The following is a 12667-nucleotide window of genomic DNA, read 5'->3' as shown; positions in this document are numbered from 1 at the left end:
CGCGGCAAGCGGCAGGTTGCGGCGGCAGCTCTGCGACGTCCCCCCTGACTTACCGTCGCCCATGCATTGCAACGCACAAGACGAAATCAACCGCGAAACGCCGATACCCGGAAATTTGAAGATGTCATCTCTGTTCTCGGCAAGACGATGGAGAGGCGACAACTACTGAGTCGGAGTTCTGTATGGTGTTTGTGAGCCAGAGACCCCTCGCAGGCAAAAGGTGATGATGGCCGAAGCATGAGCGTCAGTCTGAGCTGCATCGGTTGGGGGACTATTCGTGAGCGGCGCAACCAAGCCTTCGAAAAGGCAACCGACTATGCAGTCTGCCGATGCTGCGGCATCCTGTGCGGGGAATTCCCCAGCCGCCATACCTTGTTCGATGATCGTCTTGAAGACTCTCGCCAGCGCGCGGTGATAGATCAGGCGAGTTGCCTCGACGTCTGGCTCAACCGGTTCCGCGACTAGGGCGTAGGCTAGGCGTCGACCCCGCAATGCGCGACTCGCGAAGGTCCATGCTGCGGCGCCAAGTCGTTCGAATGCTGTCCCGTCATGCATGGCGATGCCAGCCACCACATCGACTTCTCGCTGTGCGGTCATTCTTACCAGTTCGACCATCAACTCCGTCTTCGACGGGAAGTAGCGGTACAGCGTGCCGATTGCGATGCCGGCTGCCTCGGCAATCGAAGACATCTGTGCCTCTCGGAATCCGGATTCTGCCACCAAGCCTCGTGCAGCTTTGAGGATCAACGGATGCTTGTCGGCGCCTCTCCTACGAATGCGAGTACGCGGGGAGTTATGTGGAATTTCCATTTCAGTTAATGTTTGGCTCGGCAAGTGCGATTCTATGACGCAGCTCTCATACTGGGCTGATCTAGCCTCTATCGAAATATAGACCACCTTTGGGATTGGCGCAGATTGCTTGGGCAAACTTGGGCCGACCCGTACAAATACCTAGGACCTCTTGCTTGACACGTTGCCTCTGAGGCCATAGTCTAAAGTGAATCTGGATTCCACTTAAGGTGAGCCCGAGCATTGTTTGATTTCGGCAGCTTCCTTGGGCGCGGATGTGTGCCTGAAATCCGGAAGACTGGGCTTCTGCACAGGGCTTGCCACATGCCTGCGGTGTTACCTCGGCGAAGGATGCTCGGCGCAAAAGTTGATCATGCAATTGCCCAACACTCGCTCCAAATGATGAACCACGCAAACGGCATGCAGGCCAAGCGAGCGGAACCGATGCGAGTTCCCCCCGTAATCCTCTCGGACGCACGCGGCTCGATCGGCTCCACTCTGTGCAACCGCAGTGATGACTTGCACAGGCCTGGCCAGCTAACCTTAGAGGGTTTTCTTTCGCAATCGCCCTGGTACTCGGCGCTGACCGTGGAGCAGAAGACGCGAGTCATGCGTGACAGCTTTGACCGGTCTTACGACGCTGGTGCAGTTGCATGTCATCGGGGCGACCCTGCTGACCACTGGCTCGCGGTGATGGAAGGGATCGTAAAAGTTGATACCGCCTCGAGGGAGGGGCGCGTTATCACGTTCGCAGGCGTGCCGGCCGGCTCCTGGTTTGGTGAAGGCGTTGTCCTGAAGGATGGGCCACGGCCCTATTCTGTCGTCGCGATTCGCGATAGCCGCTTGGCGTTCGTGCCCAAGTCAACCTTTCTTTGGCTCCTAGAGCAGAATCATTCGTTCAGCAGATACGTGATCGACCAGCTCAACGCTCGGTGTGGCTACTACGTTGGATTGGTGCACAACCTGCGATTGCACGAGGCGTCCGCACGGGTTGCATTCTGCTTGGCAGAGCTCTTTAATCAGCAGCTCTACCCCGCGACAGACAAGACATTGGGCTTCTCCCAGGAGGAAATTGGGAGGCTTTCCGGACTATCAAGGCAGAACACGAATCGGGCTATCCGCGAACTGGAGGATGCTGGGTTGGTGGCCGCGGAGTATGGGTCGATTCAGATACTGGATCTGGAGGCACTGCGAAGGTTTGCGCACTCAGGGGATTGAGTCGGCGTGAGGCTTGGATGTCGGAGCTTACGGATGAAACTTACCAGCTCCTAAAGGTTGATGCCGCACAAACCGGACCCACTTACTGGCTACGGCACAACGCCATCTCTATCTCGAGCGCTATCCGCAAACGGCGCGGGCCGGCGCCAGCCTTGATGACGGCAACCTGTTGCCTCAATGAATATGCATGCTGTGTGCAAGTGTCGACATCGGCAAAAGAGTCGTGCACAGGTGTGGTCTCTGGCGACACAATGCGTGTCGCCGGACTGGCTCTATTTCTCCGACGTATTTGCAACGGTATCGTCAGAGAATGACTTTTAGCTCAATCAGAAGGTCTTTCGCCGCAACGCGGTCGCCAACCTGAACGTGAACAGCGGCAATTTCGCAGTTGCGCTCTGCCGTGATATGCGTTTCCATCTTCATGGCTTCAAGCGCAAGCAGCGTAGTACCGGCCGATACCCGTTGCCCTGGTGTAACTGCTACCGTCACCACAGAACCGGGCATCGGTGCCGCAACATGCAGCGGGTTGGTCGGGTCGGCGACAGGTTGACTACGTCGCACTTTACTTGCCTGCGCAGCGCTACGTTGCTCGACCAGTGCAGTGCGAGATTGCCCATTCAACTCAAACTGCACCTTGACCATTCCTTCCTCGGCATCGTCATGCTGACCCTGCAATGAAACGAGTAAGGTTTTCCCGGGTGCGATGTCGATCGCGACTTCTTGCTGCGGGAGCAGGCCATAAAGATAGGCGGCCGTTGGCACGATCGAAGTATCGCTGTAGGCACGAACGTGCGCGAAATAGTCTACGGTCTGTCTCGGATACATCAGATACGAAGCAAGCTGGCGGTCGTCAAGCGCGCACTCGCAAGCGGACTCGCCTTGCGCGCGAGCCATTTCCAGATCGACTGCTGGAATCTGGTCGCCAGGTCGATAGGGAGTCGGTGGCGCATCCTTGAGCACTTTGTGCGCGAGATCGACCGGGAATCCGTCCGGCGGAAAACCCAGCTCCCCTTTAAACAATGAGACGACAGATTCTGGAAACGCGATTTCCTTGGTCGGATCGCGTACATCGTCGGCACTCAGATCATTGGCCACCATCATCAGAGCCATGTCACCGACCACCTTTGAGGTGGGGGTCACTTTGACGATGTCGCCGAATATCTGATTCACGTCAGCATACGCACGTGACACTTCGGTCCAGCGATGTTCGATGCCGAGCGAGCGCGCCTGCTCCCGCAGGTTGGTGTACTGGCCCCCCGGCATCTCGTGGCGGTAGACGTCGGCAGTGCCTGCACGGATTTCTGATTCGAACGGTGCGTAATAGCGGCGTACACCTTCCCAGTACATTGATGCCTCGTGTAGGCGATCCATGTCGAGGCACGGATCGCGCTCGCTGCCCACCAGCGCGGCAGCGATGCTCGATAGGTTGGGCTGGGACGTGAGGCCGCTCATCGCATCGAGCGCTCCATCCACCGCATCGCAACCGGCAGCGATGGCAGCCAGTGCCGATGCTGCCGAAATACCGCTCGTATCGTGCGTGTGGAAGTGTACGGGTAAGCCAGTCTCTTCCTTGAGTGCCTTGACGAGCGCTGCGGCCGCTTGCGGACGGCAGATGCCCGCCATATCCTTGATGCCGAGCACGTGCACGCCGGCCTGCTGCAGTTCACGTGCGATGCCGACGTAATACTTGAGGTCGTATTTGGCACGCGAGCTGTCGAACAGATTGCCCGTGTAGCAAATCGCGCCTTCGCATAGCGCGCCACTTTCGCGTACTGCATCGATCGCGACGCGCATGTTGCGTACCCAGTTCAACGAGTCGAACACACGGAACAGATCGATGCCCGTAGTGGCCGCCTGCTGAACAAAGAAGCGCACTACGTTGTCCGCATAGTTGGTGTAGCCCACCGCGTTTGAGCCACGTAGTAGCATCTGGAACAAAATATTGGGTACTCGCTCGCGCAGTTGCGCGAGACGCTGCCATGGGTCTTCCTTGAGGAACCGTAGCGCGACGTCAAACGTGGCGCCGCCCCAGCATTCCATCGAGAACAGTTGCGGCAACTCGCGTGCGTAGAATGGTGCTATCGGCAGCATGTCGGCGGTGCGCATGCGCGTGGCGAACAGCGACTGGTGTGCGTCCCGCATTGTTGTATCTGTCAGCAGCACAGATTTCTGCTCCAACATCCAGCACGCGAATTTCTCCGGGCCGAGCTCACGCAGGCGGTCGCGTGTGCCCATCGGCAGCGGTACTGCGGCGTCTACGGCTGGTAGGACCGGCTTGGGAAGCGGAAGCGCAGGAAGTGCGCGACCGCTCATCTCGGCGTGACCGTTGACACTTACGTCACCTAGGTAGCGTAGCAGCTTGGTTGCACGGTCACGCCGCTTGGTGAAGGCGAGCAACTCAGGTGTCAGGTCGATGAAGCGGGTCGTGACGTCGCCACGGCCGAAGGCCGGGTGGCTGATGACGTTCTCGAGGAACTGGAGGTTCGATGCCACGCCGCGAATGCGGAACTCGCGTAGCGCCCGGTCCATGCGCCGGATTGACTCGGGTGCCGTCGGCGCCCACGTTGTCACCTTGACCAGCAGCGAATCGTAGTATGGCGTGATGACAGCACCGCTGTAGGCCGTACCGGCGTCGAGGCGCACACCAAAGCCTGCCGCGCTGCGGTAGGCCGTCAACCGGCCGTAGTCGGGCAGGAAGCCATTTTCCGGATCCTCGGTAGTGATGCGACATTGGAGTGCGTGGCCGTTGAGCGGGATACCCGACTGCGCTGGCACACCCACCCCACGCGTTACGATAGCGCCCTGCGCGTCGAGCACGTCTTCGGATAGGCCGACCGTGCCACCTTCCGTGACGCGAATCTGCGCCTTGACGATGTCGACGCCCGTGACCATCTCAGTGACGGTGTGCTCCACCTGGATGCGCGGGTTGACCTCGATGAAGTAGAACAAGCCACTGTCGGCGTCCATCAAGAACTCGACGGTGCCCGCATGGCTGTAACCCACTGCGCGCGCTAGCCGCAAGGCTGCTTCGCACAGCGAATCTCGCGAAGCACGGTCAAGGTACGGTGCCGGCGCGCGTTCGACGACCTTCTGGTTGCGTCGCTGAACCGTGCAGTCGCGTTCATAGAGATGTACGAGATTGCCGTGCGTGTCGCCCAGTACCTGAACCTCGACGTGGCGCGCGTTGCGCACGAGCTTTTCGACATAGACCTCATCATTGCCGAACGCGGCGAGCGCTTCTCGGCGTGCCGCCGCGAGAGAGGTGCCCAGATCCTGCTCGCTCTCCAACACGCGCATGCCGCGGCCGCCGCCGCCCCAGCTCGCCTTGAGCATAAGCGGATAGCCGACCGCGGCTGCCAGTTGCCTACATTCATCGAGGTCGTGGGGCAGTGGTGCGGTGGCGGGCATCACCGGAACGCCGGCGGCAACCGCCGCATTGCGGGCTGAGACCTTGTTGCCGAGCGTACGCATGACCTCGGGCGAGGGACCGATCCAGCGAATCCCAGCGTTGATGACAGCCTGTGCGAACTCTGGATTTTCGGAGAGAAAGCCGTATCCGGGATGGATCGCGTCGACTTTCGCTTGCCGCGCAACGCGAAGAATGTCGTCGATGTCGAGGTAGGCTGCGAGCGGTTTCTTACCATCACCGACCAAATAGCTCTCATCGGCCTTGAAGCGATGCAGCGCGAGACGGTCTTCCTTCGAGTAAATCGCCACCGTCCGGATGTTCATCTCGGCGGCGGCGCGCATCACGCGGATCGCGATCTCCGACCGGTTAGCAATCAGTAGGGATTGGATGGGGACGTAAGTCATGGAAGTCAAGGCTCGGAAAAATAGGAGGCGGAGCTGCAAGGCGTCCGATGTGGCAACGTTGGTCGTCCGGACGGGCAATCCGGACTAGCCGTTCGAACGGGAACGGCGTGTCGCTAGTGCGTCAGCGCGGGTTGTCGCCGAGGTGTGTTCCCTGCTCAGCAATAAGCTCACTAGGCTGAGTGTCGGAATGGGCAGGCGACAACTGTCAGACTAGCCAAATGTCACTGGGGGGAGAGTACGAGTCCATCCAATCGCAGTGTCGATTGACAGGCGCCCATGCCCAGTTGGTAGTCACTACTGCTTCGTGCCTGCTTCGATCATTTCGTACGCAGGGGGTACTACGCGCCCGATCATTTCTGCTGGCGAGCTCTGCTTGATCCGGACTTCTGTGATTGTTCATTACGTGGTTTCCGCGGAAGACGCCATCGTTGCTTTCTCCGGATGTTGGCATTCGAATGTGCCGGACAAGCATCACTTCGACCAAGCCTCTTCTACATAGAGCAGTCTTCCTCGCTGGCACACACCTGCAATCCTAGAAGACCGGCGTTTCGAGAATGTCACGCAGAGGACATTTGCAGGGCTTTGAAACTCATAGAGTTAGACGCGACTACCTAACTGACAAGGTCTGGTGCAAAGCCAAGCCTTGGGAAGTCGAACAAGAAGACGTCACGAGAGACGATCTCTCCATGCAAGAGATCGACAACCAGCTGCTCCAATCACATCTATCAGCTGGTTTTTAGGAGACACCGCAATGCAGAGACAATCCGAGCATCACCATCAACGTCTCGTAGGTAGTAGGCGGCGGAGGCATAGGTTCCATCTTTTTGCATGGCACAGAAGCGCTCATCGGCAAGATGCAGGCGCTCGGCAGTGCGTGCACCTGAGAGCTGCGCCGTAAGCGCAAGCACATCTATTGGTTATCGGTAGTTGTAATTCGAGGCGACGTGGACTCGGGGCCAACGCTCGCCTGTGCGAAAACCCTCAAGGCTAAGCAAGATGATCCGAATTCGCTCGATTTCAGGTCGCGTACATCGGTTATACGCTTCCCTGAAGAGTCGCTATCGTGATGGTTTCTCTCTCGATCTGTCGCATCGGATCAATGTCGGTGACTACGCAACGCCGATGTTGATGAGCGGTTCGCGGCAAGTCACGTTAGATCATGCACCACTTGATCAGTGGGGTGACCAGACGCGCGCCGTTGCCTCAATCTTCGTGCTAGCTGGCGACGATTTGGTACGCATTGCGACCAACATCAAGAGTGCTGCTGGCGTGCGTGCAGTCGGCGTGGTCATGGATCGTTCGCATCCGGCATACGTGTGCAACCGTGCTGGACGGGCCTACTACGGCTATGCAGTCTTGGCCGGCCGAAAATTCGTCGTTGACTACCGCCCTATACTGGATAGCACCGGGCGGACTATCGGCTGCTTCGCCGTTGGACTCGACGTCAGCAACATGCGCACGCTAAAGCTGGCCGAGAAACTGGGGTTCGGCGTGGCAGGTGGCACAACCGCATTGCTTGTCGCGCGGGATTTCCTTGCCACCGCACTTGGTTCTGTGCAAGCACCTGGAGCAGCGCAGTGGGCAACGAGTCTTGGCATCTCCCTCCTGCTAGGTCTCGCTGTGTATGCTGCAATCGAGTGGTTTGCAGGCCGTCCATTGCGAGAGGCTGCAGAAGCCGCTCAGCGATTGGCCTCTGGTGATCTTTCCGCGCAGATTCCAGTCAAGCGCGGTGATGAGATCGGCGGTATCCTCGATGCGCAGAATGGCATCAACCTCGGTCTCGCTACGTTGATCGGCCGTGTACGCGAATCGACCAATAGCCTGACTGCCGCGGTAGGCGAGATCGCGGCTGGCAACGCAAACCTGTCCAGGCGCACCGATGCGCAGGCCAGCTCGCTGGAACAGACGGCAGCGGCCATGGACGAACTCACCTCGACCGTCCGCAACAATGCCGAAAACGCGCGTCAGGCGCTCGCATCCGCGCAATCAGCAAGCCAGCTGGCAGTTGATGGTTCCAATTTGATGGAGCAGGTGGTGGGCACGATGGGTGAGATTCGTGAGGCATCGCACCGGATGTCGGACATAGTCAGTACGATCGAGGGTATCGCATTCCAGACCAATATCCTCGCATTGAATGCCGCAGTTGAGGCGGCTCGTGCGGGAGCCGAGGGCCGTGGCTTCGCCGTGGTTGCACAGGAAGTGCGCATGCTGGCGAAGCGCAGTGGGGACGCAGCGCATGAGATCAAGAGCCTGATCGGAGGGGCGGTAAGCAAGATCGACACGGGAGCGCAGTTCGTCGACCAAACCGGGCGGAACATGTCACGGATCGTTGCTTCGATTCAGGACGTGACGCATTTAATGGCCGAGATTAGTGGTGCCAGCGACGGGCAAAGCGCCGGGATCGAGGAGATCAATCGTGCGATTGCCTACTTGGACGAGATGACCCAGCAGAATGCGACCTTGGTCCAGCAGGCAGCGGCGGCGTCGACGAGTATGCAAGAGCAGACCGGCATGCTCGGTGGAGCGGTGAAAGCGTTCAAGCTAGCCGCGAACTGAAGCAGCGAATTGTATTTGCATTTAGCCCAATCTAACGGCCGGGGTAATTTCTTTGACTGCGATGCAGGCGGGAATCGTCCATGATCTGCAATGCAGCGCACATGCTGATACTCGTCCTTATCGCAATAGCTCTATGGAGCGGAACACTCGGGCCTGACGTGACCGGTATTCCAGTCCAGTTTGTGTGAGAGGGTTGAAGCTTATTGGATAGGCTCTGGCACATAGAGGGCTAAGGGCCAAACGCTCGGCCCCGCTCCAGGTCAGGCCCCAGCTCACACTCATAACAGCGGACCGTAGCCGCTACGTTGGAGACGAAGGGCGAGTGAATGGCCGGAGCCAGCTTCGCTAGTCGACGCCGAGCTGCCGCCCAAGGCTAGTAGGCTGTAGCACTGGCCCCAAGTGGACGTACGATCATCGCGGTCCGCCAAGGCCGCGCCGAGCGCCTAGTCATGTGCTTTCAGTACCGTGAACGCGAACCAGCCACTGCCGGATGCGCTGCTGTGCCGGCGCATCACTGATGCCGCGCGCCGAATCGAGGAGAAGGAAATGATCTGCCAACTCCCCGGGCTCACGGCCGAACTTTGAGGTGCCGTACGCAGAATCGTCTAGCGCGAGCCAATTCTTCAGGCGCTTCCCGTAGGTGTAGGAGACGATGACATCTGTCCGACCTGCGCCGCTTTGCTCATAGCTCAACCGAGGTTTGATATCTTTGGTCGTATCGACCACACGCTGTGCGAGCTCCTTCGGCAGGTAGGAAATCACTACATCGACAGGCAGTGTTTGTAGCCACGACGTTGTGAGGACGATTTCGACGGATGGATACGGCCGCAGCATCTCAACCAGCAGCGGAGCGAATTCGAATAGCCGGCGACCTGAGTCCAACGTTATCCGTCCATCGTTGTCGAGCAGTGCCTGACCAGCGTGCAGGGTCCCGTCGTAATCCAGCAAAATGGTCGGCGCCGTTCGGTCCAATACGAGTGCCGGCGATGTTTTGCGCTCTGACGCTGGCGAGAGGGTACGCACCACGGAGTCCCAGTGCACCTTATGCCCCAATGCCCATAGTGCGTCGATAGCGTGGTCTTTCGGCATGACCAGCATGGGAAGACCGAGTGCTGTCAGCACTTTGAACAGAGAATCTGTTCTGACGGGTTTTCCGGCCTCGAGCCTGACCAGCACCGAAGGTGAAACTCTTGCGCCGTAAGCTGCTTCGACGAGGTTCAGCCCAAGCGTAGCCCGCCGACTCTCGACGAGTTGACCTAGCGTTTGAAGGTTGATTGCTAGTGGAAGCGAGGCGGTCGCAGACAAGGGTGTGGACATGATTTCGGCTGCATCGCTTCGGTCCGTTCAACGGCACTTGCGAAATGCAGCGGCAACGGTGATTCTTGGGAAGTATGTGTCGCCCAATTCGAGTGCGCCGTGAGGTTGTGCACTTTGCCCATGCGCGGGAAGTTGCCGGCAAAGGAAAACGTTCGAAACCGCACGAACTAAGTACCGCGTGCTCCGTCACGGAGGCGATAAGGACTTGGGGCGGCGACAGAGGTGAAGCGCAGATGCGGAATCGACGGTGGAACAGTGGGTAGTCCAGCAAGGACCTCCGCCACCGTGCGCCGCCTGCCGGCATCGGGGATCAATGCTAGGACCTGGTCCAGCCCGAGAACAACGAACCGCTGGCGCCCGCGGGTCACCACCTCAACCGAGCCAGACGCAACACGGTTCAACACTGCGGCAGTTTTCGCATTGAACGCCAGCATAGGCGTACCGAGAAGGTTGACGCGCTTCGCACGAGCACGCGCTGCGATCGCCGTAACAGCGATTTGGAAAGCGACTCTGTTTCCCGCTCCAGAGTTCAGATTGCCGTTCGACCTACCTGGAAATTTACGCATGCTCTCACCCATAAGCGATCAGTTGGACAAATTTCCTCAAGCGGGAAGTTCTCCTTACGTCTTCTAGCTCTACCCCCAAGCATCGTTTCGCCGGGCCGCCCTCTCTGGCTACGGCTTCAGCACGAGCCGCTCACCGGTACGAATCTGGTTTGACCACCGCTTGCCACCGAGTCGATCGACATGCTTCTGGAGGTTGCCTCCCCACTCGAAGCCAGTAGCGAGTCCGATGTCCCGTACTAGCCTGACAACTTTGACGCGCAAACACGTCTCCAGAAATTGGTCGAGGACGTGTACCCGCAAATTGCGGAGCGTTTGCGCGATGTTGATGGCCTCCTCGAGTGAGTGCCGTTTCCCTACGTCACTGGCCAACTCAAGCAGTGCACGTTCAGGCACTGACACGAGAACCTCAGGGCTCCCATTTGGCAAGGGCTTGAGGCCCGCCATGTAGGAAAAGCCGTCGTGGAATAGCTGCGTCGTCTGGTAGGAGTACAAGACGTGCTCTGACACCCATACGGGAAATCGATATGGTGTTTGACCCCATAGCACGGTGCGCGGTCGAAACGCGACGTTGTGCCGAACGCCCTGCCAATCGAGCGCGGTTTTTCCACCAACGTGCAGACCTCCCACACGCCGAGACAGGTAAACAATGATGCCGCCGCTCGTCGGTTTGTCACCTCTGGCTAGATACGCCCCTTTGGACAACCGCAGCAGCCATCCAGCTCGCACCCAGTAACTGGCGAGCGCGGGACTCACGCCCAGTTCACGCAACATCGCCGGGTCAAGCGGCTGGCCTCTTGGCGCGTTGTCGAGGACGTGTTGAAAGGCTTTGCCACTCATACTGCACGTTAGTTGGTGGCCTCAACTCATGATGCTCTTGAGTTGCCGCACTAATTTAACGCTCGTCACGGCGCTGTGAGCCGCGGGCAAGCGGAGATTGGCATGCGGTCTACCTCAAAGATTCGAGTGTTCGCCCGGCTTCGAACAACATTCCTTGGTCTCGCGACACTTTCAGAACGAACGCTCTGGCACCTCGGCAACCTAGAAAGTAAGGCACCTCCGAATACAGACCCCGGATCTCGTACGGATCTACATAGGAGTTAGCCAAGATGGTGAACATCCTTTCCTCGTCTTGAACCACGGCGGACCCCGGCTGATACAAGGCCAGTGTCCCTTGCCCCTGCGCGCATTTGGCGTAGGCCCAAGCCAAGCTCTCCACCCCAGTAATCTTCGCTCGAGCAAAACCGAGCGCTTTCCCAGTCAGCACGCCATTTGCTGGTAACGCGTCTTCTTCATATAGAGACTTTGCTCGCCCCTTCCACACCAAGTCCTCATCCCGAAAGGAACGAATTGCGACTAGTGACGTGGCGCCCATGAATCTGGTCCTCGTCCGACCGATAGCACGAAACTGCTTGAAGCACTCTGTTCCCCCGACACGAAAGATCTCGTTCGCGGCATCCTTGGGATCAAGCAGTTCTTCAGTCCTTGTGGATTTCCCGGTCATCGAATCCACTTCATCGCGAGTGAACAGCCATTTCGAACTACACAGGTTGGCGATCGCTTGCTCAAACGTGGCTTCAGATGCCGCCGGGGTGCTAAACAGCGAGCTCTCGCCAGGGCTGATCAGAGTCATCCTTTTGCCGATCGGTGCGACCAATTCGATTTCCGGGGTAGCAATCAGCGCTTGCCGCATTGCCAATGGCTCCGCGTGGCTGGACAGCGCGATGCACCAGACTAGAAGGGAAGCGGCAATAGCTCTCATGGACTCGTTCGCAATCAATTCGGTGGTTGGTTTGAGGAGCGCTGAAATGAGAGAGCTAGCTGACCGACCTCACGCTCGCTCTCCACTCGGCCACCCAGACCGCGCCTGTGTCTGCCTTGGGTTGCCCCGGAAGACACGGATGAATCGCGCCGTCTTGCCCTTCATAGGCGAACCACTGGACACCACCTACCGTGTAGCTGTGGAGCACCGTGATTGGATCCAACTGACTGGGTGCTTCCGCGTTGCCGGCAAGGGCGACCCTGTAGACGCGGCAAGCGCCGCGGCCGACGTATTCCACGATCTGGAGCAGCTCCTCCGCAGACGGGACTAGGTATGCGTTCAATAGTGAATTGGCGCCGTGATCGTGACGATCTCGCTCGATCAGAAAGCAAGGCGACTCGCCCGTGATGCCTACGTACCGCCATGGCTGATAGGGGCGTACCAAGTGCCGTCGAACAGCCTGCGATTCTTCGCACCCAAATTCTGTAAGCAACATTCCCAACCAGTTTCTTGAACAAAGCGCCGCGGGCGGCAATACGCAACGGCTACACGCCGACGCACCGCTCTTCGACAGACCACTATAAGTGACAATTCTGCCCTAGATGGTCTCCTTTGTCACTCATAGAGCGTGGCCTGATAGTGATCCACT

7 protein-coding genes are annotated in these 12667 nt (G+C 58.5%); 2 read left to right on the top strand and 5 right to left on the bottom strand.

Features of this window, described 5'->3' with window-relative positions:
• Positions 1 to 162: 162 nt before the first annotated feature.
• Complete coding sequence (locus PI87_RS12370) at positions 163 to 810, bottom strand: TetR/AcrR family transcriptional regulator (RefSeq protein ID WP_039598001.1); 648 nt, start codon at positions 808 to 810, stop codon at positions 163 to 165.
• Between the two features lie 330 nt (positions 811 to 1140).
• Here PI87_RS12370 and PI87_RS12365 point away from each other — a divergent pair, with 330 nt between their 5' ends.
• On the top strand, positions 1141 to 2007 hold the full coding sequence (locus tag PI87_RS12365) for a Crp/Fnr family transcriptional regulator (RefSeq protein WP_332308699.1): 867 nt from the start codon (positions 1141 to 1143) through the stop codon (positions 2005 to 2007).
• Between the two features lie 303 nt (positions 2008 to 2310).
• Here the strand turns inward: PI87_RS12365 and PI87_RS12360 are convergent, their stop codons facing one another.
• Positions 2311 to 5820: a pyruvate carboxylase gene (locus PI87_RS12360; protein WP_039598000.1), complete on the bottom strand. Its 3510-nt coding sequence runs from the start codon at positions 5818 to 5820 to the stop codon at positions 2311 to 2313.
• Positions 5821 to 6816: 996 nt separating this feature from the next.
• On the opposite strand from PI87_RS12360, the gene PI87_RS12355 reads away from it, so the two are divergent.
• A complete protein-coding gene (locus tag PI87_RS12355) occupies positions 6817 to 8376 on the top strand; it encodes a methyl-accepting chemotaxis protein (protein ID WP_039597999.1) in 1560 nt (519 codons plus the stop codon).
• A 447-nt stretch (positions 8377 to 8823) separates the two neighbouring features.
• Here the strand turns inward: PI87_RS12355 and PI87_RS12350 are convergent, their stop codons facing one another.
• The 3 genes from PI87_RS12350 to PI87_RS12340 all read right to left on the bottom strand — a co-directional run bounded on the left by PI87_RS12350 (position 8824) and on the right by PI87_RS12340 (position 11949).
• On the bottom strand, positions 8824 to 9693 hold the full coding sequence (locus PI87_RS12350; protein ID WP_039597998.1) for an HAD domain-containing protein: 870 nt from the start codon (positions 9691 to 9693) through the stop codon (positions 8824 to 8826).
• A 674-nt stretch (positions 9694 to 10367) separates the two neighbouring features.
• Positions 10368 to 11096: a type IV toxin-antitoxin system AbiEi family antitoxin domain-containing protein gene (locus PI87_RS12345; protein WP_039597997.1), complete on the bottom strand. Its 729-nt coding sequence runs from the start codon at positions 11094 to 11096 to the stop codon at positions 10368 to 10370.
• Positions 11097 to 11205: 109 nt separating this feature from the next.
• The gene (locus PI87_RS12340; protein ID WP_157003117.1) at positions 11206 to 11949 is read right to left on the bottom strand and encodes a hypothetical protein; all 744 of its coding nucleotides are present in this window, start codon (positions 11947 to 11949) and stop codon (positions 11206 to 11208) included.
• Between the last annotated feature and the right edge of the window lie 718 nt (positions 11950 to 12667).

The sequence above is a fragment of the Ralstonia sp. A12 genome (assembly GCF_000801955.1).
In the GTDB taxonomy this organism is placed as follows: Bacteria; Pseudomonadota; Gammaproteobacteria; order Burkholderiales; family Burkholderiaceae; genus Ralstonia.
This window is presented reverse-complemented; position numbering and strand designations above follow the sequence as displayed.